At 66.7% G+C, this 22,486-nt stretch carries 22 protein-coding genes; 2 read left to right on the plus strand and 20 right to left on the minus strand.

Annotation, left to right across the window (positions count from 1 at the left end; genetic code table 11):
* Positions 1-284 precede the first annotated feature (284 nt).
* The 5 genes from ACIHAX_RS20535 to ACIHAX_RS20555 all read right to left on the minus strand — a co-directional run bounded on the left by ACIHAX_RS20535 (position 285) and on the right by ACIHAX_RS20555 (position 6,652).
* The gene (locus tag ACIHAX_RS20535) at positions 285-2,597 is read right to left on the minus strand and encodes an arylsulfatase (RefSeq protein ID WP_397279047.1); all 2,313 of its coding nucleotides are present in this window, start codon (positions 2,595-2,597) and stop codon (positions 285-287) included.
* Between the two features lie 84 nt (positions 2,598-2,681).
* Positions 2,682-3,740 carry a TIGR03617 family F420-dependent LLM class oxidoreductase gene (locus ACIHAX_RS20540; protein WP_397279049.1) on the minus strand — a complete coding sequence of 353 codons (1,059 nt, stop codon included), beginning with the start codon at positions 3,738-3,740 and terminating at the stop codon, positions 2,682-2,684.
* A 157-nt stretch (positions 3,741-3,897) separates the two neighbouring features.
* Positions 3,898-4,443 (minus strand): hypothetical protein, encoded by a 546-nt coding sequence (locus ACIHAX_RS20545; RefSeq protein ID WP_355077465.1) that lies wholly within the window; start codon positions 4,441-4,443, stop codon positions 3,898-3,900.
* A 151-nt stretch (positions 4,444-4,594) separates the two neighbouring features.
* Positions 4,595-5,899 (minus strand): APC family permease, encoded by a 1,305-nt coding sequence (locus ACIHAX_RS20550; RefSeq protein WP_364428430.1) that lies wholly within the window; start codon positions 5,897-5,899, stop codon positions 4,595-4,597.
* A 69-nt stretch (positions 5,900-5,968) separates the two neighbouring features.
* Positions 5,969-6,652 (minus strand): CPBP family intramembrane glutamic endopeptidase, encoded by a 684-nt coding sequence (locus ACIHAX_RS20555; protein WP_397279051.1) that lies wholly within the window; start codon positions 6,650-6,652, stop codon positions 5,969-5,971.
* A gap of 490 nt (positions 6,653-7,142) precedes the next feature.
* Between ACIHAX_RS20555 and ACIHAX_RS20560 the strand changes: the two genes are divergently transcribed.
* Positions 7,143-7,781, plus strand: coding sequence for a PAS and ANTAR domain-containing protein (locus ACIHAX_RS20560; RefSeq protein ID WP_397279053.1), 639 nt, complete (start codon positions 7,143-7,145; stop codon positions 7,779-7,781).
* Positions 7,782-7,816: 35 nt separating this feature from the next.
* On the opposite strand, the gene ACIHAX_RS20565 is transcribed toward ACIHAX_RS20560, so the two are convergent.
* The gene (locus ACIHAX_RS20565) at positions 7,817-8,206 is read right to left on the minus strand and encodes a winged helix-turn-helix transcriptional regulator (RefSeq protein WP_397279055.1); all 390 of its coding nucleotides are present in this window, start codon (positions 8,204-8,206) and stop codon (positions 7,817-7,819) included.
* Between the two features lie 95 nt (positions 8,207-8,301).
* Between ACIHAX_RS20565 and ACIHAX_RS20570 the strand changes: the two genes are divergently transcribed.
* A complete protein-coding gene (locus ACIHAX_RS20570; RefSeq protein ID WP_355077457.1) occupies positions 8,302-9,177 on the plus strand; it encodes an alpha/beta hydrolase in 876 nt (291 codons plus the stop codon).
* 189 nt (positions 9,178-9,366) lie between these two features.
* Here the strand turns inward: ACIHAX_RS20570 and ACIHAX_RS20575 are convergent, their stop codons facing one another.
* The 14 genes from ACIHAX_RS20575 to ACIHAX_RS20640 all read right to left on the minus strand — a co-directional run bounded on the left by ACIHAX_RS20575 (position 9,367) and on the right by ACIHAX_RS20640 (position 22,046).
* Positions 9,367-10,275, minus strand: coding sequence for an oxygenase MpaB family protein (locus ACIHAX_RS20575; protein WP_355077455.1), 909 nt, complete (start codon positions 10,273-10,275; stop codon positions 9,367-9,369).
* Entirely contained in the window at positions 10,272-10,544 is a 273-nt protein-coding gene (locus tag ACIHAX_RS20580; protein ID WP_364428450.1) for a hypothetical protein, read from the minus strand. Before ACIHAX_RS20580 ends, ACIHAX_RS20575 begins: the two co-directional genes overlap by 4 nt.
* Positions 10,545-10,740: 196 nt before the next feature.
* The gene (locus ACIHAX_RS20585) at positions 10,741-11,991 is read right to left on the minus strand and encodes a TetR/AcrR family transcriptional regulator (protein ID WP_397279058.1); all 1,251 of its coding nucleotides are present in this window, start codon (positions 11,989-11,991) and stop codon (positions 10,741-10,743) included.
* 10 nt (positions 11,992-12,001) lie between these two features.
* Positions 12,002-12,691, minus strand: coding sequence for a hypothetical protein (locus ACIHAX_RS20590; protein WP_397279060.1), 690 nt, complete (start codon positions 12,689-12,691; stop codon positions 12,002-12,004).
* Between the two features lie 10 nt (positions 12,692-12,701).
* Positions 12,702-13,880: an MCE family protein gene (locus ACIHAX_RS20595; protein WP_397279062.1), complete on the minus strand. Its 1,179-nt coding sequence runs from the start codon at positions 13,878-13,880 to the stop codon at positions 12,702-12,704.
* Complete coding sequence (locus tag ACIHAX_RS20600; RefSeq protein WP_397279064.1) at positions 13,877-15,007, minus strand: MCE family protein; 1,131 nt, start codon at positions 15,005-15,007, stop codon at positions 13,877-13,879. Before ACIHAX_RS20600 ends, ACIHAX_RS20595 begins: the two co-directional genes overlap by 4 nt.
* Positions 15,004-16,104: an MCE family protein gene (locus ACIHAX_RS20605; protein WP_397279066.1), complete on the minus strand. Its 1,101-nt coding sequence runs from the start codon at positions 16,102-16,104 to the stop codon at positions 15,004-15,006. Before ACIHAX_RS20605 ends, ACIHAX_RS20600 begins: the two co-directional genes overlap by 4 nt.
* On the minus strand, positions 16,104-17,117 hold the full coding sequence (locus ACIHAX_RS20610; protein WP_397279068.1) for an MCE family protein: 1,014 nt from the start codon (positions 17,115-17,117) through the stop codon (positions 16,104-16,106). The genes ACIHAX_RS20605 and ACIHAX_RS20610 overlap by 1 nt, the downstream gene beginning before the upstream one ends.
* Positions 17,114-18,136 carry an MlaD family protein gene (locus tag ACIHAX_RS20615; protein ID WP_355077439.1) on the minus strand — a complete coding sequence of 341 codons (1,023 nt, stop codon included), beginning with the start codon at positions 18,134-18,136 and terminating at the stop codon, positions 17,114-17,116. Before ACIHAX_RS20615 ends, ACIHAX_RS20610 begins: the two co-directional genes overlap by 4 nt.
* The gene (locus ACIHAX_RS20620) at positions 18,133-19,581 is read right to left on the minus strand and encodes an MlaD family protein (RefSeq protein ID WP_397279070.1); all 1,449 of its coding nucleotides are present in this window, start codon (positions 19,579-19,581) and stop codon (positions 18,133-18,135) included. The genes ACIHAX_RS20615 and ACIHAX_RS20620 overlap by 4 nt, the downstream gene beginning before the upstream one ends.
* Before the next feature lie 8 nt (positions 19,582-19,589).
* Positions 19,590-20,453 (minus strand): ABC transporter permease, encoded by an 864-nt coding sequence (locus tag ACIHAX_RS20625; RefSeq protein WP_356961971.1) that lies wholly within the window; start codon positions 20,451-20,453, stop codon positions 19,590-19,592.
* Positions 20,454-20,455: 2 nt separating this feature from the next.
* Positions 20,456-21,265 carry an ABC transporter permease gene (locus ACIHAX_RS20630; RefSeq protein ID WP_355077680.1) on the minus strand — a complete coding sequence of 270 codons (810 nt, stop codon included), beginning with the start codon at positions 21,263-21,265 and terminating at the stop codon, positions 20,456-20,458.
* 368 nt (positions 21,266-21,633) lie between these two features.
* Entirely contained in the window at positions 21,634-21,822 is a 189-nt protein-coding gene (locus ACIHAX_RS20635; protein WP_356961969.1) for a hypothetical protein, read from the minus strand.
* Positions 21,822-22,046, minus strand: coding sequence for a hypothetical protein (locus ACIHAX_RS20640; protein WP_195080102.1), 225 nt, complete (start codon positions 22,044-22,046; stop codon positions 21,822-21,824). Before ACIHAX_RS20640 ends, ACIHAX_RS20635 begins: the two co-directional genes overlap by 1 nt.
* Positions 22,047-22,486 lie beyond the last annotated feature (440 nt).

Below are 22,486 nucleotides of genomic sequence, written 5' to 3' on the forward strand. Positions count from 1 at the left end.
ACAGCCTGAAGTCGCCTGAAAACCGGTTCAGGCAAGCGTTTCTCTGTCATTGTCGGGCCGACGGCGTTAAGGTCGGTGACGGGTCGGGGTTTCCGGGGGTTTTCGCATTCGTTTCCGTCGGTCAGTCCCGACGCTGCCCGCGTCGGCTGTGCCCGCTGCTCAGCTGTCGCCGAGGCGCGAGGGTGGGTGCGCTCGATCCCCTCCGAATGCACCCACCTTCCCCGAGCACATGCTCGCCGCTGCCAGTTGATCGAACCGGTGCACCAACGCCCGGTCACAAAGGTTCATTCGGCCACGAACTCCGCCTCGCGCTCCACCGCCTCGATGGTCCGGCGCGGCACCTGGATCGGACCGGGCGTGTAGGTGACAGCTCGCAGCGCGCCGGTGTAGCGGAAAGTGCCGCGGCGTTCGCGCAGTTCCCACGCCACCGGACCGCGAGCGTCGACGCCGACGGAAATCCCGGTCCACGGTGACATACCGACCAGCTGGACTCGATCCACCAGCCGCGCGACCTGGACGCCATCGAGCTCGATGACGAAATCCCACCGCAGCCGGGGCCGCACCGTGGCGCGCACGGTGATGTGCCGCGTTCCTTCCGCGAGGGTGCGCGTGGTGACGCTGTCGTAGCGGCCGTAGCTGTTGACACCGAACGTCACCCGGCCGTTCTCGAGGTAGAGCACATAGCCGCCCAGCGGGTCGCCGTGCGCGACGAGAACCCCTTCGTCGCCGGACGCGTACCCGGCGAGTTCCGCCTCGATGACGAAGTCCCGATAGGCGATCAGTCGCTGCGAGCGATACCGCTCCAGAGTCGGGGTGCCCGGCAGCAGCCGGACAGGCGCGGAGAATCGATCCTCCTCCGGCCGCCGCCGTGCCAGATCCTGGCGCGTGAGCAAGGGGAACACGGTATTCGCCCAGGCGGATTCGTCCCATGCGGCGGCCAGTTCCGCGACCTTCTCCGGGAACCGCTCGGAAAGATCGTGCAGCTCCGTCGGATCGGCGCGAACGTCGAACAGCTGCCATCTCGGCTCATCGATATCGGTCCCGGGCTCGTACAGCGACAGCAGTTTCCATCCGTCGCGATAGAAGCCGCGATTGCCGACCATCTCCGAGTACTGCTCGGTGTGCTCGGACACCGCATGGGGGTCACGCAGCGTCCGCACGGCCGAGACGCCGTCGAACTCCTTGGCGGGCAGCCCGTTGCGTACGCCCGGCCGCCGCAATCCGGCCAGTTCCAGCAAGGTCGGCGCGAGATCGGTGACGTAGGTGTACTCGTGCCGGATGCCGTTGTCGCCCGCGCCGCGCGGCAGCCCCTTGGGCCAGGAGATCACGAACGGCACGCGTACGCCGCCCGCGAAGGTCTGGCCCTTGTAGAAGCGGAACGGCGTATTGGACGCCTGGCCCCACCCGCGCGGATAGTGGACACCCAGCTTCGCGGTGCCGATCAGCTCCTCGTCGTGCGGGACGTCGCCGATCCAGTCCGGATCGGTGATGTGGGCGAACTCCGCGAAGTAGGTGCGGGTGCCTTCCGGCCCGCCCTCGGCGGTGCCGCCGTTGTCCGAGGTGAACACCACGATGGTGTTGTCGAGCTCGCCGAGTTGTTCGAGCGTGTCGACGAGGCGCCCCAGGCTCTGGTCGATGCTGTCGACCATGCCCGCGTACACCTCCATGTACCGCGCGAATCGCCGCTGCTGCGCGGGAGTCAGCGAATCCCACTCCGCCGCTTCGTAACCCGGCTCGGTGTTGCGGGGCTTCTGCTGCGTGCCCGCGGGAAAGAGGCCCTGGGCGAGTTGGGCGGCGAACCGGCTCCTGCGCAGATCGTCCCACCCCTTCGCGTAGCGGCCGCGGTATTTGGCCAGGTCCGCGGGCTTGGCCTGCAACGGTCCGTGCATGGCGACGTGCGCGAAGTACAAGAAGAACGGCTTGGTGGCGTCGTGCGCGCGCAGATCCTTGATGTAGGCGATGGCCTTGTCGGTCAGATCGTCGGTGAGGTAGTACCCCTCCGGGTACTCCTCGATGTCGACGACCGAGGAGTCCGACACCAGCTGGTTCGGGTAGTAGAAGGAGTTGAGGCCCTCGAGCGAGCCATAGTAGCGGTCGAAGCCGCGCTGGGTCGGCCAGGAATCCCGGTGCGCGGCCGGGTTCATCGTGGCGTCGCGCACCAGGTGCCATTTGCCGACGGCGTAGGTGGCGTAACCGTTGCCGCGCAGGATCTCCGGCAGTGTCAGCACGTCGTCCGCCAGTTCCAGGCGCAGCCCCGGATATCCGGGATCGGCGTTGGCGACGAAGCCGAAGCCGGCGCGGTGGGCGTTGACGCCGGTCAGCAGCGACGCGCGCGACGGCGAGCACAGCGGAGTGGTGTGGTAGTTGGTCAGCCGGAGGCCGTCGGCGGCCAGGCGGTCCAGCGTCGGCGTCTCGATCTCGGAGCCGAACGGGCCGATGTCGCTGTACCCCATGTCGTCGATCAGCACCACGACGATGTTGGGAGCGCCCTCGGGAGCGGTGGGCGGATAGCTCCACTCCGGTGTCGAATCTGCCGTGGTGCGGCCGACGGAGCCGCCGAAGTCGTCATAGCCGCGAGCATGGGGTGGAACAGGCATTCGTGCAGTCAAAGCCACCTTCGCCCGGGTCACCACTCTTTCGCGCATCGTGCGCCGAACGGATGACCCGGTGGTCCGCGGTTGCTAACTTCGCTGTCGGCCCTGGGCCACGTCGAGCGACGGGCGCACCTCACCGCTCCGGTGCAAGGCTTGCACCAAGTCTGCGACGTCCGCCGCATCCGGTGTGTAACCGGGGAAGTAGCAGCACACCTCTTCGATCCCGGCACCGAAGCGGGCCCTGATCTGCGCCGCGCACTCTTCCGGTGTGCCTGCCACCCCGATCGTGCGCACCATCTCGTCGGTGACCGCCGCCCGCATCTCGGCGAAATCACCCGTCTTGGACAGCGCGTTGAGCCTGGGGTGCAGCGCCGCCCATCCCTCGACTTCGAGGACCGGACGATACGCGGGCGTGGACCCGTAGAACGCGATCAGCGAGCCCACGCCGCCCATCGCAGCGGTCAGAGCTTCCTCGGTGCGCCCGAGCGCGACCATGACTTGAGCGATCACCGGGAATCCGTCCGCGGTCCGCCCGGCCCGGCGCAGGCCCTCGGCGACGGCGGGCAGTGTGCGCTCGGTGAAATGGCGCCCGCTGTTGAACGGCATCACCAGCAGTCCGTCGGCGACCTCCGCGGCCTTGCGCGTCATCACCGGTCCGAGCGCGCCCATCAGCACCGGAGGCGGACCGAACGGGTTCGGCCCGGGATCGAAGGTGGGCGGCATCAGCGTGTGCGTGTAGTACTTGCCGCGAAAGTTCAACGGGCCCCGCCCTTCCCACGCGGCGAGGATCGCTTTCACCGCCGCCACGCTCTCCGCGGTGCGCTCCGCGGGCGCGCCCCAACTGCTGCCGTAGCGCTTCTCGATATGGGCGCGGATCTGCGAGCCCAACCCGAGCCGGAACCGTCCCTCGCTGTAGAGCCGCAGATCGTAGGCCGCGTGGGCCAGATGCATCGGGCTACGCGGCCCGGCGATCGCCACGTTCGTCATCAGTTCCAGGGATGTCACTCCGGCTGCGACGACGAGGGGAAAGAACACGTCGTGCGGGCCCTCGAAGGTGAACAGGCCGTCGGCCCCGGTCTCGGCCAGCGCTCGCGCGTCGGCCGCGACGTGCGGTGGCGCTCCGGTGACCTGCACATGAACCTTCACGCCGACCTCCGCCGGTGCCGGTGCGTCACGCTTTCCGCGACACGACGACCCCATCGTATGGACAGTGCTCTGTGCACATGTCCAGTTCGAGCGAACCGCTCTCGGATCGGCTTCGCGCGATGTCACCGCCGGACCGCGGAACTCCCGAGGGGTGAGGTCACGTACCGAGCAGCGAGTTCTCGCTCACGGTGACGACGACCACGATGTCGCCGTAGGGCGCCGCGCCCATGGCCAGTCTGTGGCCCAGACGCGCCAGACCGAGCCATCGTCCGTATTTGGTCTGCATACCGGTCCGCACCTGGTGGAACAGTGGCCCGGTACGAAGCAATTCGGCCGTGCCCTGATGCTGCCGCGACCCGAGAGCCGGCGCACCTCGCCAGTCCGCGGCCTGCACGATGACCCGAGGTTCGCGGGCCAGATGCCGAGCCTCGCTGGAATGCGACGAGATACAGAAGGCCAGACGCCCGTGGTCGACCGGTAACACGAGATGCGGCACGGTGTTCCAACGCCCCGTGGCCTCCGGCCGTGGGTACGTCACGCGCACTGTGCTCGCATCCCACCACAGCATCCCCGGATGCCATTCGCTGGGACGATTCGGGACGGCGAGAACGCGATGCGCCGCCGGGAGCCGGTTGTACCGCCGCGGGGTGTAGCCGCGGAGTCTGCTGCGGAGCGAGGAGCCGCCGTGCACTGGATAAGTCATCGCGTGGAACCTCCGGGACAGGGGCGAGTTCAGGGGGTACCGATCCGAATCTCCGTACTGCGATCGGCGCTGTGGCGCCGTGAAGAAGTACCACCGGGCGCATCCAGGTGCAACGACCTGTCCGTGTCGCCGCGCAATGGAGAGCGAATCGTCATGCGCCGCGCCCGGCCGAGAAAGTGTTATGGCCGTCCGGCTGGGACCGATGCGCGCGAACCGCGTTCACGGCGGCGAACAGCAATCCGATACCGATCAGAACGCAACCCCGCAACCACACGACCCCGTCGATCCGGGTGAACAGGAACAGACAGGAGGCCAGTCCCAGCCAAGGCACGACGCGCGGCACGCGAAAATGCTCGGCCACGTCGGGCTCCCGCCGCAGGATCAGCGCCGACGCATTGACCGCCGCGAAAACGACCAGCAGCAACAACACCAATGTCTCGGCGAGGGAGGCCACCTCGCCGGTCAGTGCGAGCGACAACGACGCCGCCGCGGTCACGGCGATCGCCACCCACGGCGTCCGGCGGCCCGGCAGAATCCGGCCCAGCGCGCGCGGAAGCAGCTCCTCGCGAGCCATGCCGTAGGCCAGCCGCGAGGACATGATGCCGGTCAGCAGCGCCCCGTTCGCGACGGCCACCAGGGCGACCACGGCGAACAACTCGTCTGGGACGCCACCGGCCAGGCGCACCACCTCCAGCAGCGGACCGCTCGAATTCGCCAGCCGATCGGTGGGCACCGCCGCGCCGGCCACGAAGCCGATCAGCAGGTACACGCCACCGGCGGTAAGCAGCGCCCCGAACAGCGCGCGCGGATAGGACCTGCGCGGCTCGGCGACTTCCTCCGCCAGATTCACCGAGGTCTCGAACCCGACGAAAGAGTAGAAGGCCAGCACCGCGCCCGCCAGGGTCGCGCCGACGACGCCGTGCTGTTCGGTCCCCACCTCGGCGAGCCGGGCCGGTTCGGCGTCTCCCCGAACGATCACCCACGCGCCGAGCCCGATGACCACGACGAGCCCGCCGAGTTCGACCACGGTCGCGGCCACGTTGGCGCCGAGCGACTCCTTGATGCCATAGATGTTGAGCAGCGCCAACGCGCCGATGAACACCACCACGACCAGCGCGGTCGGCAATGTGACCAAGGCGCGGAGGTAGTCCGCGGCGAACGCCCTGCTCAGCGCGGCCACCGACACCACACCGGCCGCGAGCATGCAGAAGCCGACGAGCGATCCCGCGGCCGGCCCGAGCGCACGGCCCGCGTAGTGGGCCGAGCCGCCCGCCTGGGGATACTTCGTCGCCAACTCGGCATAGGAACCGGCAGTGAGGCAGGACATACCGAGGGCCACCAGAAGCGGTAACCAGATCGCACCACCGGACTCCCGCGCGATGTTGCCGACCAGCACGTAGACGCCCGCGCCCAGGATGTCACCGAGAATGAAGAAGTACAGCAGAGGCGTGCTCACCGCCCGTCGCAGAGTATCCACCACAGGGCGGCGGATACCCGCGTCATCGACGCCGAAGCTCGCGCCGTGTCACGCCGGCGTCGCCGCGATCATCCGGGTGGGGGCCGCCTGCACGGCGCCGTGATAGAAGTGCCTGCCCAGACCGACCGTGAACACGAGGATTCCGTACACCGAGTGCTCCACCGACGCGGTGAACAGCGACCGGGTCCGCGAGTACCGCGAGGCGAAGATCCAGCCACCGACGCCGCTGGCGGCGACCGAGAACCAGCTGCCGAAGACGATGTGCACGAAGCCGAACGCGGCCGCGCTCGCGATCACCAACCCCGCGCCTTCCCCGAAGACGGGCGCGTACCGGTGGAACAGGAACGATCGGAAGATCAATTCCTGCGGGTACACGCTCAGCACGGGATACAGCACCATCACCGCGAGCCATATCCCGGGATTCCGCCGGGGCAGATCGAACAGATCCTCCCGCCGCACCACCGCGACCGCCGCGGTGAGCGCCACCGCGCTCGCTGCCGCGCCCGCCGCCATCGACCGCGCCTGGGCGCGCAGTGCCTCGCTGCGCCAGAACGCGGCGCGATCGAAATCGGAGGAACGCCGCAGATAGACCGCCGCGCCCGCGGCCAGCGCGAGCAGTGCGGGAATCGGCGACTTGCCGCGCGACACCGCGTTGTAGACGGTCGCTCCGCCGAAGAACAGTGTCGCGTACTCGGCGCCCAGGTACACCCGACGCCGCAGTCTGATCCGCACGGCCCCAGCATAATTCCGCAGCGACAATCGCGCCGATCACATTCGGACGATTGGGTACCGACATCCTCAGCGGGACAACCACCCTGCGAACCACCGGGACAGCAGCGGCATGATCACCCACACCATCGCGGCCACCGCGACCGGCACGATACCGGCCAGCCGGAGCGGCGACGGCAGATGGTCCACTTCCCGCTCCTTGCTTCGCCGCTCGCGCCCCGCGTTCTCTCCGAGCAGACGGAGCAGACCACGCCACTGTGACATTCGCGAATGCCTCGCACAGTGTGCCTGCTGCCGGAGCCACGACGCGCATGGTCGGTCTTCCCGCACCAGGGCACGATGGTCGCGCAGGCGCTTCCACAGCTGTGACGCCCGGCCGCCCGCGGATGCGTCGCGGCGTCGTGAGGCGGTTCACGCCTGCGCGGTACACACGCATACCCATTACGCGGCGGGGAATGCCGGACCAGTGAACGACAATGCGCCATCGGGGGCCGTGCCCACGGTCCCCGTCTCCAAAAGAACGGGAAGTTTCCAATTCTGGTTCGCCGATCAACGCTGGGAGTGGTCGGAGGAGGTCGCGGCCCTGCACGGGTACGCACCGGGTGAGGTGACACCGACGACGGAACTGGTCCTGGCGCACAAGCATCCGGACGACCGAGCGGAGGTCGCCGACACTTTGGCGACGGCGGTGCGGACCGGGCTGCCGTTCAGCGGCCGCCACCGCATCGTCGATACCATGGGAGTGACGCACCACGTGCTGGTCGTCGGCGATCAGATGCGTGACGCCACCGGTGCGGTGGTCGGCACGGCGGGGTACTACATCGATGTCACCGACACCGTCGACGAGGAGCGCCAGGAGATCATCGACGCCACGCTGCCGGAGATGGTCGCCGCCCGCGAAGTGATCGAGCAGGCGAAGGGCGCCTTGATGCTGGTGTACGGGATTTCGGCCGATCAGGCATTCCGTGTGCTCACCTGGCGATCACAAGAGACGAATACGAAACTGCGTGTTCTGGCCGAGGAACTCGTGGCCGCGCTGAGCGATTTCGGCGGTGCGGATGTGCAGACCCGCACGCGCTTCGACCACGTGCTGCTCACCGCGGACGGGCGTCGTGTGCAGGGCTGCCCTTGACCCGATGTCGTCGGGGTCTCGACTCCCCCGTCGTGTCAGTGGTTGTCCGGACGGCCGTGGTCGATCTCGGCCATGTGCGCTTCGGCCCACGCGCGTAGCGCCGCCAGCGGAACTTCCAGCGACAGACCGAGTTCGGTGAGCCGGTAGTACACGCGCGGCGGCACGGTGGGTTCCACGCGCCGTGCGACCAGGCCGTCCCCGGTCAGATTCCGGAGTGTCACGGAGAGCATCTTCTGCGAGACACCGGGCATGCGGCGCTGGAGTTCGGCGAAGCGAATCTCGCCGGGCGCGGCCTCGGCGAGCAGTTTCACCACCATGGAGACCCATTTCGTGCCGATGCGGTCGAGCAGCCGCCGGGTCGGACAGGCGGGATCGAACAGGTCACCGGCGGCTTCGACGTGCTTACGCCGGGGATCGGTAGTCACCTCGGGCTCACCACCTGATTCGAAGGTGCGGTCTTGGCAGCGCCGCTCAGCTTACCTACGGTCACCTGATAACCAATAGTGACCAGGAGTAGGTGATGACCACCTTGTCTTCCGAGATCTCGTTGCGCCGCATCGCGACCAATGGCATCGAGGTGAATGTCGCGATCGCCGGACGTGGGCCCGCGGTCCTGTTGTTGCACGGGTTCCCGCACACCTGGCAGCTGTGGTCCGAGGTGATCGGGCCGCTCGCGCGAGGGCACCGAGTGATCGCACCGGACCTGCGCGGCCTCGGGGCGAGCACGCGCGCGGCCGACGGCTACGACGCGGGGAATCTGGCCGTCGACGCCGCAGGACTGCTGGACGCGCTCGGCGAGCCGACCGCGGCGGTGGTCGGAATCGACGCGGGCACGCCACCCGCCTTTCTGCTGGCCATGCGGCACCAGCACCGGGTGCGGCGACTGGTGCTGATGGAATCGCTGCTGGGCACGCTGCCCGGCGCCGAGGATTTCCTGTCCGCCGGGCCGCCCTGGTGGTTCGGGTTCCATGCGGTGCCGGGCCTCGCGGAGAAGGTCGTCGCCGGAAACGAGGCGGCGTATATCGACTGGTTTCTGGACGCGGGCACTTTGGGCCACGGTGTCCCCGGGCCGATTCGGGACGCCTTCGTCGAGGCCTACGGCAACCCGGAGGCGCTGCGATGCGCGTTCTCCTACTACCGTGCGATGCCGGCCAGCGCCCGGCAGATACACGACGCGGCGGCCACCGTACGGCTCACGGTGCCGACCATGGCCGTCGGCGCACACCCGGTGGGTGACGCGCTGGCCCGGCAATTGGCTCCCATCACCGATGTGCTGATCCACCATGAGATTCCGGGTTGCGGGCACATCATCCCGCTGCACGCACCGACGGAACTGGTGTCGCTGCTCAGCGATTTTCTTGCCGCCGACCGCGGGGCCGCACTACGGCCGGATTGACGGGAAAGCGCGGACAAACCAACCGAGCCCCGAACCGGTATACATCGGGTCGGGGCTCGCTCGGGGGTATTCGCGCCTATCCACCGATCGCTCGGTAGTTTGACAAGACGAATGTACCGGGCTGTACGCGAAATCACCAAACCCGGGTTCCGCGGGGGCGGAATGGTTCAACGAGCAACTTGTTCGGACTCATATGAGGTTCTTCTGCTTGCGGATTCGCCGACGCAGATCGACCATCAGCGCGTGCGATCCGCCGTGCCGCACGAAGCGCGGAATGAAGCGGTTGACAAAGGAAACGAATACGAACAGGTTCTCGAACCTGCGCTGGTCGGCGTCGGTCCACTCGACCCGGAGCTGTTCCCGGAAAATCGGGGCCAGGAATCCGATGGTGAGGAACCGGAGCAGGTTCCGGAAAGGCAGCCGCAGGTACCAGTGGATCATGCGAAGATTCAGCAGGCTCTCGAGGTAGCCTCGGACGTAGTCGTCCAGCACGACTTGCTCGCACGCGGTGTTCCAATATTCGTCGAATTCCGCGCGGGTGGCGGGCCACATGTCCTCCGTGACCTGCAAGGTGGTGCCCAGAGTGGAGGACGAGGTGTAGAACGCCTCGGCCTGCTCGTCGTTCATTCTCCCGTGCAACAACTGGTAGGTGTCCTCGAAACCGATGTAAAGGCAGGCGGCGACCCACAGTTGGAGGTTGCGGTCGAAGGCGTTGTACTTCACGGCGGCGCCCGGGGCCGAATGCACCTGCCGGTGCGCCACATTCACCGCTTCGCGATATGCCTTGCGCTCTTCGTCGGTACCGAGGATGGCGACCGCGAGATATTGCGTGGTCGTACGCGCCCGTTTCCACGGGTGCTTCATCAGCGAGCCGGACTCCACCTTGCTTTCGGCCACGCCGTAGCCGACACCCGGCCGGGCCATCTGCATGACGACGTTGGCCGCGGCGCCGGCGAAGGACCAGAAGTCCAGAGCGTCGGTGAGTTTGATCGGCCGCTTGGTGTACGGCCGATGCGTGACGCTGATACCGATGCGGGTGCGGTCCTTCGTCAGCGACGCACTGTGTTCGCGATCGGGTTGATGAGCGACTGCGGTCATCGGGATGTCCTTCCATCTGCGTTCATACGTCGCGCGACCAGGCGAACCAGTCGCGCCGACGTCAGCCGGACACCGCCGAACACCAGCCCGGCGGCGGAGAGCACGACGAGGAACTCGAACACGGTCAACTCCGCTCCCAGCACCCGACCGACGGTCGACGGTCCGGACCCGACCGTGTCGCGCCACCCCGCGGACTCCGAAGCCGGGGCACGCCCGACTCCGGCGCGTTCCCACTTCGGTCGCTCCTCCACGAGAACATCGGCGGGCATCGGACTCTCCTGCGTTCGATGACCTGGACCGGCCACCCGTGTTTATGTTACTGATGATTCTACTCGACTCCGAGTTACTGACGCAATAAAACTAGTAACCAAGGAGACATTTACCGGGAGCATAGCGTCATATGTCGCCCTATGTTCTGAGTCTAACGTCGATCGCCCGGCCGCCGGAATGGCCGTGCCAGGTCGCTCATTTCCGCACGCCGGGCGGTTGGCTCGCCGTATCGAACAAGATGACCCGCATCAAGCGCGCCACAGCATCCTGCGGACAGCCGTGCCTGCCGTCGCCGAGGGCCCTGCCGAGGTCGACGACCAGACCGAACGCGGCGTGCACGAGAATTCGCGCTTGCGCTGCGGAGAGATCGGAGCGCACGGCGACCAGCAGCTTGCCCCACTCGGCCACCGACAGACGCTGAATGTTGCGCAACACGACTCGGTCTTCGGCCGGGACGTGCGAGAACTCCGTGTAGTAGACGAATGTCAGTTCCCGCTCGGCGAAGGAGCCCGCGACGTAGAGTTCGATCAATTCTGTCAGCGCCACGGAGGGAGTGGCCGAAGACGCGATGACGGGACCGATGGCGTCCGCCACCTGGTCGGCGGCGCGACGGAAAGCGGCGGTCAACAGGTCGCTTTTGCTGCGGTAGTAGCGGTAGACCGCGGACGCGGCGGCCAGGTCCGCCGCGGCGGCGATGTCCTCGACGCTGACATTCGGATATCCGCGCTCATGGAACAGTTCCACGGCTTTCGCCAGCAACAACTGATGTTTGAAAGGGGTCGGCGGGTCCGTCGACGGCTGCGCGACGGGGGATTCGGCGAAAGTCGGCAACACCGCGTGCACCGCCGTCCAACAGGCGGAGGCCAGCAGGACCGCGAGGGATTTCGTCGGCAGGGCGGCGTGGTGATCACCGATGCTGCTGACGATGCTGAGTATCGCCACCGCACGGACGAATTCGTCTCGCTTGCTCAACCCTGGGCGCACCGCAGCGATCAGCCGGCGAAGCGCGGTGATCGAGGTCGCGAATTGATCGGTGAGGGTCTTGCCATCTTCGTCATCCAGATAGCGGCCTTCCCAGCGCGCCAGAGTCACGGTCGGGCGATTGGTGACGGCCTGGGCGATCAAGGCATCGATGACGTATCGCAATCGAGCCTCGGCGCTCCAGCTCTCGGCCTCGGCGGGAAGTGTCACCGCGTCGACGGTGATCTGGCCCAAGCGGAGCAACTCTTCGCGGAACAGCGAATACTTGCTGGGGTAGTGGCGATACAGCGCCGCGGAGCTGATCCCGACCTTGGCCGCGATCTCCTCCATGCTGACGCCGTGATAGCCGAGGGCCCCGAACGCGGCGGCGGACGTGGCCGCGATCTGCGCCCGCCGGTTGCGCGGGCGCCTGCGCACCACCCGTTCCGAGCCGGGCTCGGCGGATTCTGTTCTCGCGCTTTTCACGGCACCGGCGTCACGGTTGCGCGGGCAATGTCAACGGCGAGTTGACCTTGTTCACCAGCCACCTGTCCCCGACCTTCTCCAAGCGCATCACCATCGACAATTGCCCCGGCGCGGGCTTGCCCTTGGTGCCGAGACTGGTGATGGTCTGGCCGATCACCACGATCGCTTCGGCGGAGTGTTCGTCACCGGCGCGAATCGCGCACTGCACGTCGCGCGTGGCCGAAGTGACCTGGCCTTCGCCGAGCACCGTACGCAGCTCCGTGCTGGTGGACTCGAATTGTTTCTTCCAGTCGCCGGTGGCGCCGTCGCTGACGGCGGCGAAGTAGGCGTCGAGATTCTTCGAGTCGTAGTTCGCCAGGACGGGCGCGTACCGGCAGGCCGCGGCGCGTGCGTCTTCCTGTGCCGCCAGCAGATTCTTGCTGTTGTGATCCTGGACGTACCAGTAACCGGCCGACGCCACCGACACACCCACGAGGATCGCGGCCGCCGAACGCAGGGCGATCGGACCGGGACGGCGGATCGGCAGACCGCGCAGCCGGCGCCACCGATCACCGGATTTCGCTGTGCCGGTTCCGGCGGGATTCGCGTCCGGCGCAGTCGTGCCCGCGGAGTCGGTGCGCACGGACTCGGCGTCCTTCTCATCCGCTTGCGTTGCGCGCGAGCCGGTTTCGGCGGGCGGATCGACGTCTTCATTCTTCATCGGAAATCTCCTAGTTGCCGGGGACCGGGCGGGACAGTTCGTCGCCACGGACACCGGGCGGCCGGGCGGCCCCGTTGTCCGGAATGCCGGGACGCGGCGCGTTCGCCGAACCACGCACCTGCAGGGCGGGATCGTTGGTGACGCAGTAGTTGTAGAGCCGGACTCGGGTGTCGGTCATCTTGTCCGTGGGCACCACGGGGATGGTGTCGTATTCGCATGTGGGGCGCGGCCAGATGTCGACCAGGGTGTAGAAGGCGTTGTCGTGGGCGGGTATGCCCAGCGCCTCCGAGCCGACCCGCAGCGCGGGGAACAGTGCCGCGATCGCCGGGGCGCGCAGCTTGGCCGCCTTGGTGATCGCGACGAAGTTCGTCACCAGGTTCGTGATGGGATCCTGGGTGCGGGACACGAAGCCGCCGAGCGTGCTGAGCTGGGCGGGCCCTTCGTCCAGGAGGTGACGTACTTCCAGATCCGCCGCGGTCAGCTGCTCGAACAGCACGCCGCCCGTGCGCGTGAGTGTCGCGAGGTCCGGTTGCGCATGCGAGGTCGTCTCCGCGATCACTTCGAGGTTTTCGATCAGCTGACGTGTCTGCGGCAGCAGGTCGGTCAGCCCGGCCATGGCGCGACTGATGCCCGACACCATGTTGCGCAACTGGTCGGGGCCTCCGGCCAGCGCCTTGTCGAGTTCGTCGACGATCACGTTCAACCGGTCCGGGTTCAATCCCCCGATGAAGCCGCTGAGATCGGTCAGCACCGACTGCACGCTCACCGGCACGGTCGTCTGGGAGCGTTCCACCAGCGCGCCGTCGGTGAGGTAGGGGCCGGTGTCGGAATCCGGGCGGAAGTCCAGGTACTGCTCGCCCGCCGCCGACAACCGGCCGACGGCGACCGTGCCGCCCACGGGAATCTCGGCAGCGGAGTCGATCTCGGCCACGGCCGCGACGCCGCTGCCCGCGACTTTCACCTCGCGGACCTTGCCGACCCTGGTGCCGCGGAAGGTGACGTCGTTGCCCGCCGACAAGCCACCGGACGACTGCAACTCCACAGTCACCGTGTAGTCGTCGCGTAGCGGATCGAACCGCAGGACTTCGGCGCCGAGATAGACCGCGCCGAGGATCAGCACCACGATCAATCCGAAGTTCGCCACCGCGACACGGCGGCGGACCAGCCATCGCCACAAGGGGGGATTCATCGCTCTCCTCCTTGCTGGGGCTGCTGAGGTTGCTGTGGCGGACTGGTGACCCGGCCGATCACCTTCTCGATCACCTGCGCCAAGCTGCCGATGAACGCGGGCACGTCGCCGATCTCGGGCAGCCTGCTGCCGCTGGGATCGGTCAAGGCCCCGACGCTGAGGTAGGACACCGTCGCGGCGACGGCCAGGGCGGGCCCGTCGAGGCTCGCCATCAGCGAGGGATAGATGGTGTGCAGGCCGTTCAACGTTCCGTCCAGGTCGTCGCCCATCTGGGTGAAACCCGCCATCAACCGCTGGATGCTGTCGAACAAGCTGACCGCCTGCGGGCCGGTCGTCTCGGTGAAATCGCCGAGCGCGGTCATCGTGGTCGAGACTTTGTCGAGCAGGTCCACGATGGACTGGTTGTTCTCCGCGAGCAGAGCCAGCAGCCCGGGGAAGGTATCCGCGGCGTCGCCCAACTCGGCCTTCCGCCTGGCCAATTCACCGGTGAGCACGTTGAGGCCGGTCAGGACGCTGTCGATGTCGCCGGTGCGCTGATTCAGCGCGGCGATGACACCGGTCAGTTCGCTGAGCAGGTGCGCGAGTTGTGGCGCGCGGCCCGCGAACATCGAATCCATCTCGGAGGTGATCTTCGCGGCCTGGTTGATGCCGCCGCCGTTGATCAACATCGAGACCGACATCATCAGCTGCTCGACGGACGCGGCCGCCGACGTGTGCTCGGTTCCGATGACGTCACCGGCGCGCAGATTCTCGCCGCCGGATGCGGCCGCGGGCAACGTCATCGCGACGAAGATGTCGCCGAGCGGCGTCGCCTGACGCAACTCCGCGGTGGTACCGCGTGGCAGCTGGATGTCCTCCCTGATCAGCATTTCCACCTCCGCGATGAAGTTGGTCGTGCTGATCGCGGTGACGACGCCGATATCGGTGCCACCGATCTTCACGTGCGCGTGATCGGGCAGATTGAGCGCGTCACGGAAGGCCGCGCGAATGGTGTAGCCGGGGGCTCCGATACCCGGTTTGGGCATCGGCAGATTCGCCACCGTCACGCCGCAGCCGGTCGCGGTGCCCATGACCACGACCAACGCCGCCGCCACCGCGGTGCGTCGAAGCGGGTTCGTTCCGGTCATTTCGAAATCCCCAGTAGTGCCGCGGTGAGGCCGAAGTCGGGCCCGAAGTCCTGGATCTTCCCAGTGCGGCAGCCATCCAGGCGCATCTGGACGCGTTCGCAGAACTGGGACACGACCTCGTTGTCGAGCAGGACCTTGTCGGTCAGCGCGTGCAGGCGCAGCGCTTGGTGCTCCCGGCTGACCGCGTTGGACAAGTTCTCGAACAGCAACGGCCCGACGTCGACGATCTCGGTGAGGCCGCGGGCGTTGGCCCGCATCTGTTCGGTGATGGTCGTGAATCGCTCCAGCGCACCGGCGAGCTGATCGGAGTTCTCGCCGACCAGCGTGGCGGTGTTGGCGACGAACTGGTCCAACTGCCGCAGCACCGCCTGCAGACCGGGCGCCTGGTCGCCCATCAGCTGCACCAGTTCGGTGAGGCGGCCGCTGAAATCACGTACCGTCTGGTCGTTCTGGGCGATGATCTGCGTGATCTCGTTGAGTTTGATGATCGTGTTCGAGATCTGGTCCTTGTTGGCGAAGGTCACCTCGAACGCCGAGGACAGCGCGTCCAGGGTCGCGCGCAGTCTGTCGCCGTTGCCGTCCAAGAGCGGGAACAGGACACGGCTGGCCATCGGACCGTTCCGGTCGTCGCCTTTGAGCGCGGCGCCGAGTTGGTCGAAATTCTGCAGGATGCGGTCGAGTTCGACCGGTGTGCGCGTCCTGGCCAGCGGGATGTGCGTCCCGTCGGTGAGCAGCGGCCCGTCCCCGCTGTACGCGGGGGCGAGTTCGACATGCCGATTGGTGATCAGCTGCGGCGACACCAAGGCGGCGATGGCATCGGCCGGGACCTTGGTTCCCTGTTCCAGGCTCATGGTGACCTGGACGTAGCTGCCCTTGGCCTCCACGGTGTCGACCCGGCCGACCGGAACGCCCAGCACCGCGACCTCGTTGCCCGCGTACAGCCCGGCGACGTTCTCGAAATCGGCGCTGATGCGGATGCGCTCGCCGAGGTACTGCCGCGGCAGCGCGGTCAGGCTGTCCGGTACGAGCGTGCAACTCGCGGTGACCAGCGCGGCCACGATCAGCACGCCGAGCTGCGCGAATCGTCGTGTTCTCATCAATTGCACCCCTGTACGGCTCGAGCGAAGCACAGCCAGTTGTCCGGGAAGAACCACGGCGCCCAGACGTCGCCGTACGGACCGTTGCCGACGGCGTTGTTGAACTGCCGCAGAGCGATCGGCATGTTCTCGTAGAGCCGGTCCAGATTGTCGCGGTTCTTGACCAATCCCTCGGACATGGTGTTCAGGTCGTGGATCAGCGGCCCGAGCTGGCCGTTGTTCTCCAGACCCATCTCCTGGAGCAATCTCGACAGGGCCGCGACGTTGTCGAGCAACTGTTTCAACAGCTCCTGTCGCTGCTGAACGGCGTCGCCGATCGCCTCGCCGCGGGTCAGCAGCAACAGCACGCTGTTCTGGTTGTCCGAGACCAGCTGAGACACCTCATCCATGCTCTTCAGCAGCGAGTCCACTTCGTCGCGGCGATCGGTCACGACCTTGGCGAGCGCGCCGATGCTGTCGAGCGCCTGGACCGCCAGCTGCGGGGAATCCCCCATCTGCTGGTCGACCAGGTCGAGCGCCTGGCGTAGCTTCTGCGGGTCGAGGCGTTCGATGCGTTCGAAGGAGTTCTTGTACTTCGGGTCCTGGATGACCTTGCTCAGGTTGTACGGCACCGACGTGTTCTCGATGCGGATGCGATTGCCCGGCAGGCCCTTTCCGTCTCCTGGCACCAGGTCCACGTGCAGGCGGCCGAGAATCGTCGACATCTTGATCGCCGCACGCGCGTCGGGGCCGAGACGGAGATCGCGACGCACTTTGAGATCGACCACGACCTTGGTGCCTTCGAGCCGGACCGCGCGCACCGCACCCACTTCGATTCCCGACACGTCCACCGTCGCGCCGGGACGCAAACCTGCGGCCTGGGCGAATTCGGCGTGAATCGTCTTGTCGCCCAACCGGGCCTGGGTCAGGACACTGGAGCCGATCAACAGAGCGGCCACCGTCGCGGCGGCGACCAGGCCGAGTCGCAGATACCGGTTCCGCAGGAATCCCGGCCACGGAATGCGCTTGCTCATCGGCACACCTCCGAATGCGAGTTGCCGCCCACCTGGGAGAACAGTCCAGGAGGCAACAGCACGCCCCACAACGACACGTCGAGGCTGCACAAATACGCGTTGCCGTAGGCGCCGTTGCTGGTGAAGCGCGCGACGCCGTTGAGTACGGCGGGCAGTTCGACCGCAGCCCGGTCCAAGGAAGCGCCGTTGAGCAGCAGCAACGCCACACCTGTGGTGGCATCGTTCTGCGCCTTCGACAAACCTGGCTTGACCTGCATGATCAGCTGGGTCAGCGAGTCGGTCGTGTGCGCGACGCGGTCCACCGACTGCTTCAGACTCTCGCCTTGCGAGTAGAGCGCCTCGACCAGCGCCCTGGCCTGGGTGAGCAGCGTCTCCAGCTCGCCGCTGCGATTGGCCAGGCCGCCGATCACGGAGCTCAGGTTGCTCAGGACCTCCCCCAGGATCTTGTCCCGCTGCCCGAAAGTGCCCGCCAGATCCGCGGCTTGGGTGATCAGGCTGCTGAGCGACACCTGGTTGCCTTGCAGGGCCTGGATCAACGTCTCGGACAGGGAATTGACCTGATCGGGTTGCAGCACGCTGAACAACGGCTCGAAGCCGGACAACAACGCGGACACGTCGAACGACGGTTCGGTTCGCTCCAGCGGAATCCGCGCGCCCGCCGCGACGACGGCGCCGGCTTCCTTGCCCGGCGCCAGGGCGATATAGCGCTGACCGATCAGATTCTGGTAGCGCACCAGTGCCTTCGTCGTGGTGGTGAGATGCTGGCGCGCATCGATCCGGAACTCCACCTCGGCGCGGTAGCCGTCGGTGAAGTCGATCTTGTCCACGCGACCGACCCGCACGCCTGCCATGCGTACGTCGTCCCCGACGCGCAGGCCGAGCACGTCGGAGAAGACCGCCGAGTAGCGCTGGGTATCCCCGGTGACCGATCGCTGCAACGTGGACCAGATGGTGACGGTGAGCGCGATCGCCAGCACCGCGAACAAGCTGAATCCCGCCAGCGCCTTGCCTGATCTCATCGGCGCGCCTCTCCCTCGTCGGCGGCGGTCACGGTGACCGATCCGCCCGCCAGCACCGGAGTCAGCAGCAGGTACTGGGCCACGGTCGGCCGCGCTCCCACGATCGCCGCCACGGCGTCGGAACCGCGCAGCGCGATGGGCCGCGCCTCGGGGCCCGGACTCTGCGGGCCGGGCTCGCCGGGTGCCACGGCGCTCGGCGAAAGGCCGGGGACGGACGGCAGACCCGGGATGAACGGGAGACCGGGAATCGCAGGCAGGCCCGGCAGCACCAGCCCCATCGCGCCCAGCGGCGCGGGCGCGACCGGCACGGGTGCGGGCCCCGCCGCGTCGAGCCACTTCGGCATCAGCTGCGGCGGGTAGTTCTGCTCCGGCGCCACCTCGGGCACCGTGGCGCCTCCGCAGCGGGGACCGTACTGGTCGCCGTAGTGCGGGCAGTCCTTCACCGTGTACTGCTGGAACGGCGTGAACGAGACATCCATCTTCCACACCATCTGTTTGGACGGACCGAAGTGGAACGTGGTCGCCAGCCGTCGCAGGGCCACGTTCAGATTCGCGGCCGTGTACGGGATGGCCTCGGGATCCTTGGCCAACCCGCCGAACAGATCGTCCAGACCGGACACGAGGAACTTGCCCGCGTCGGGGTTGCGGGCGAACAGTGCGTTGACCGAGTCGACCGTCGCGTTACCGGTGGCCAGCAAGTCGATGAGCTTCGACCGTCGTTCGGCCAGCGTGCGGGCGGTGGTCACCGACTCCGACAGCACCCCGACCAGTTCGGGAGCCGACTGGCTCAACGCGATCGATGCCCGCCCGAGATCGCCGAGGAGCGCGTCGATGCCGGGCGTCGCCCGAATTTCGGTCAGCCAGTTGTCCAGGCGCTCCACCGTCGAGCCGGGCGCACGCGCCGCGGGATCCAGGGCGGCCGCGAGAGTGGCCAGCACCCGGCCCAATTTCTCCGGTTGGATGTTCTCGAGCACGTTCCGCAGCACATTCAACGTCGTCTGCAACGCCACCGTCTCGCTGCTGGTGTCCTCCGCGATGGTGGCGCCTGCGCGCAGCGTTTCCGGTTCAGGGCCGTTGTCGACGAATTCGATCGCCGTGACGCCGAACAGGTTGTTCGGGATCACCCTGGCCGTCACGTTCACCGGAATGGTCGAGGCGACACCCGGTTTCAGATCCACGCGCGCCTGCTGCCGGGCGCCGCGGGCCACCACGTCCACCGCGGCCACCCGGCCGACGACCATGCCGCGGAATTTGACGTCCGCCCGCCCGGGCAAGCCGTCGCCGGTGCTGGTGAGCTCCACGGTCACCGGGACCTTGTCCTCGAAGTAGCCGGTGTAGCGCAGCGCGAGCAGGTACAGCAGGACCGCGACCGTCGTCAGCACCGCCAACCCGGCGAGGGTGAGCTGTCTCGCGGTCGGTCCGCGACCACTGGGGTCAAGAATCATCGTCGGCCTTACCCCGAGATCCGGAATCCGGGATCGATGCCCCAGATCGTCAGCGTGAGAAAGAGATTCGCGAACACCATCACGACGATCACCATCTTGATGGCGCGCCCGGCCGCGACCCCGACGCCTTCCGGGCCACCGGTGGCGACGTAGCCGTGGTAACACTGGATGAACGTCGAAAGCAGCACGAACACCACTACTTTGAGCAGCGAGAAGAAGACGTCCGGGCCGATCAGGAACTGGAAGAAGTAGTGATCGTAAGTGCCCGCCGCCGTGCCGCCCAAGAACAGCACCGTGATCTTGGTGGCCAGGTAGGCGGTGGCGAGACCGATGCTGTAGAGCGGGATGATGGTCAGGGTCGCGGCGATCATGCGGGTGCTGATCAGATACGGCAGCGGGCGGATGGCGATGGATTCCAGCGCGTCGATCTCCTCGGAGATGCGCATCGAGCCCAGTTGAGCGGTGAACCGGCATCCCGCCTGGATGGCGAAAGCCAAGGTCGCCAGGATCGGCGCGAGTTCGCGAGTGGTCGCGAATCCGGAGATCGCTCCGGTGAGCGGAGACATCGTCAGCAGATTCAGAGCCGTGAACGACTCCATGCCGACGATGATGCCGCCGAACGCGCACAGGATGACGACCACACCGATCGTGCCGCCGCCCACGATGAGCGAGCCGTTGCCCCAGCCGACATCGGCCGTCAGCCGGGCCACCTCACGGCGATAGTGCTTCAGGACGAACGGGATGGCGATCAGCGCCTGGAAGAACGTGATGGCCTGATGCCCCACGCGCTGATTGGCGTGCACAGGCGCCAGCGCGACTTTCCCGGCGGCATGCAGGGGCCGCAGCGCCGGAGGTGTGTAGCTGCTCGCCATGCTCACACCACCTTCGCCGGGAAGAGCGTGTTGTACAGCTGAGTGAGAATGATGTTGGTTGCGAACAACATCAGCGCCGAGCTGACCACCGCCGAATTCACCGCGTTGGCGACACCGCCAGGGCCGCCGTGCGCGTGCAAGCCGATATCACAGGCGATGACCGCGGTCAGCACCCCGAAGATCGCGGCCTTGACCAAGGCGATGATCAGATCGTTCGCCACCGCGAAGGACGCGAACGAGCTGATGAACGAGCCCGGCGTACCGGATTGGGCGTACACGTTGAACATGTACGCGGTGGCGAATCCGACGAACACGACGAATCCGCAGAGCAGGACGCTCACCAGCACCGCCGCCGCGAGCCGGGGCGCGACCAGGCGGCGTACCGGATCGACGCCCATCACCATCATCGCGTCGATCTCTTCCCGGATGGTTCGCGATCCCAGATCGGCACAGATCGCCGAACCGACCGCACCGGCGACCATCAACGCCGACACCAGCGGAGCGCCCTGGCGGATGATGCCCAATCCGGCGACCGCGCCGATGAATGTCGTTGCGCCGACTTGATTCACGAGCGCGCCGACCTGGATGGATACCACGACGGCGATCGGGATGGCAACGAATACCGTCGGCGCCGCCGACACGTTGGCCATGAAGGCGCACTGCTTGATGAATTCCCGGTACGGGAATCGTGCCCGCACCAGTGAGACGAACAGCTGGACGAAGGCTTCACGGCCCAGAGTGACCTGCCTGCCCAGTGTTTCCAGCGACCGCTGGGGGTGGCGCCGCCACAAACCCGAAGCGCTGTCGATCATCTTCCCGAGCTCGCCCGGTTCCAGTGGCGGTTGCTTGTCGGCTGGCGTTCGCAACGAGGCAGTCACCGGTAGCCGTTCCTTTCCGATTTCTCGTCCACCGCGCCGGCGGCCGCCCCTTCGATGGCGCGGAGCGGGTGAAGTGTTGCACACCTCACAGACGTCAGACAAGTTGCAAGTGATTCATTATTCCAGGCATCGTCATCCGCCGAAGCGCACGGTCCATGTCAAGGACCTCGGCAGATACCGCCCTTTTATCCTGCGCATACGTGCGACTACTGCACATAGATGACCACTTCGGAAAGCGACTCCCGATGGTAAGTAATCCTCTATTCTGCACTCGGACGACCAGAGCCGAGTCGGCGAAGCCGCTAGGCGAGGGCCTCCAGCCAACGTTGCAGCAGCACCACGAGTGCGACGAGCACCGCGCAGCCGGCCAGGAAGAGACCGAGTACGGCCACCCACAGCCCGAAGCGGAGCACGGGATTGACCTTCATCTGCCCACCGAGGATCTTGACCACGATCACGAGAACGTCGATGAGCCACACCAAAGCCATCATCAGGTCATGCACACATTCGAGAAGGTCAGCACGGGCCAGCACACGATCGATCCCAGGAACGACATCAGCAGATCGATGCCGTGCATATCGCGCAGATGACCGGTGTGCGTGAGCGTCCAGATCACCCCGGCCAGGCCGTAGGGAACGCCAATGATGATGAGAGTGCCGAGGAACTCGGAGACCTTCATCTCGTAACCGAGTATTCGGTCCAGCTTCTTGAGCATGCGTCGATGCATCCTTTCGATTCGATCCACGCCGCCGCACACGCATCGGACACCACCGGAAGAGGCGTCCGGCCGCACGCGCCAGTCAACGAGATCCGCGCCGTATGTTAGTCGATATTCTTCCATCTATGGAAGGGGTATCGAGAGATGCGGACCGGCAACTTGGATACAAGCAGGTAATAGCTCCATATGAGCAGCCTGTCGCCCGGATCATGTTGATGGACATTCTTCTGGATGTGCAACACTGCGCCCGCACCACATGCGCCACGACACGCACGTCTACGTTGGCGGCGTTCGGTTTCGACACGGCGCACATGTCGTCGATTGCGTCGACCACCGGCGCGAGCGCCTCGCCATCTGCGCCCCGCACCCCGCCACGTAAGGCCGAGGCGAGAATGGACTCCGTCGCACGGGCTTGACCTTGCCCCTGGGGCAAGGTT

This window comes from Nocardia sp. NPDC051929, assembly GCF_044548645.1.
Taxonomy (GTDB): Bacteria; Actinomycetota; Actinomycetes; order Mycobacteriales; family Mycobacteriaceae; genus Nocardia; species Nocardia sichangensis.

What these genes read in the sequence shown, in the direction of transcription:
- ACIHAX_RS20600 (WP_397279064.1), bottom strand. Translation starts at nt 15,007, where the DNA reads ATGACCGGAACGAACCCGCTTCGACGCACCGCGGTGGCGGCGGCGTTG.
- ACIHAX_RS20595 (WP_397279062.1), bottom strand. Translation starts at nt 13,880, where the DNA reads ATGAATCCCCCCTTGTGGCGATGGCTGGTCCGCCGCCGTGTCGCGGTG.
- ACIHAX_RS20635 (WP_356961969.1), bottom strand. Translation starts at nt 21,822, where the DNA reads ATGATGGCTTTGGTGTGGCTCATCGACGTTCTCGTGATCGTGGTCAAG.
- ACIHAX_RS20570 (WP_355077457.1), top strand. Translation starts at nt 8,302, where the DNA reads ATGACCACCTTGTCTTCCGAGATCTCGTTGCGCCGCATCGCGACCAAT.
- ACIHAX_RS20620 (WP_397279070.1), bottom strand. Translation starts at nt 19,581, where the DNA reads ATGATTCTTGACCCCAGTGGTCGCGGACCGACCGCGAGACAGCTCACC.
- ACIHAX_RS20625 (WP_356961971.1), bottom strand. Translation starts at nt 20,453, where the DNA reads ATGGCGAGCAGCTACACACCTCCGGCGCTGCGGCCCCTGCATGCCGCC.
- ACIHAX_RS20535 (WP_397279047.1), bottom strand. Translation starts at nt 2,597, where the DNA reads ATGCCTGTTCCACCCCATGCTCGCGGCTATGACGACTTCGGCGGCTCC.
- ACIHAX_RS20630 (WP_355077680.1), bottom strand. Translation starts at nt 21,265, where the DNA reads ATGATCGACAGCGCTTCGGGTTTGTGGCGGCGCCACCCCCAGCGGTCG.
- ACIHAX_RS20610 (WP_397279068.1), bottom strand. Translation starts at nt 17,117, where the DNA reads ATGAGCAAGCGCATTCCGTGGCCGGGATTCCTGCGGAACCGGTATCTG.
- ACIHAX_RS20640 (WP_195080102.1), bottom strand. Translation starts at nt 22,046, where the DNA reads ATGCTCAAGAAGCTGGACCGAATACTCGGTTACGAGATGAAGGTCTCC.
- ACIHAX_RS20575 (WP_355077455.1), bottom strand. Translation starts at nt 10,275, where the DNA reads ATGACCGCAGTCGCTCATCAACCCGATCGCGAACACAGTGCGTCGCTG.
- ACIHAX_RS20615 (WP_355077439.1), bottom strand. Translation starts at nt 18,136, where the DNA reads ATGAGATCAGGCAAGGCGCTGGCGGGATTCAGCTTGTTCGCGGTGCTG.
- ACIHAX_RS20605 (WP_397279066.1), bottom strand. Translation starts at nt 16,104, where the DNA reads ATGAGAACACGACGATTCGCGCAGCTCGGCGTGCTGATCGTGGCCGCG.
- ACIHAX_RS20580 (WP_364428450.1), bottom strand. Translation starts at nt 10,544, where the DNA reads ATGCCCGCCGATGTTCTCGTGGAGGAGCGACCGAAGTGGGAACGCGCC.
- ACIHAX_RS20545 (WP_355077465.1), bottom strand. Translation starts at nt 4,443, where the DNA reads ATGACTTATCCAGTGCACGGCGGCTCCTCGCTCCGCAGCAGACTCCGC.
- ACIHAX_RS20590 (WP_397279060.1), bottom strand. Translation starts at nt 12,691, where the DNA reads ATGAAGAATGAAGACGTCGATCCGCCCGCCGAAACCGGCTCGCGCGCA.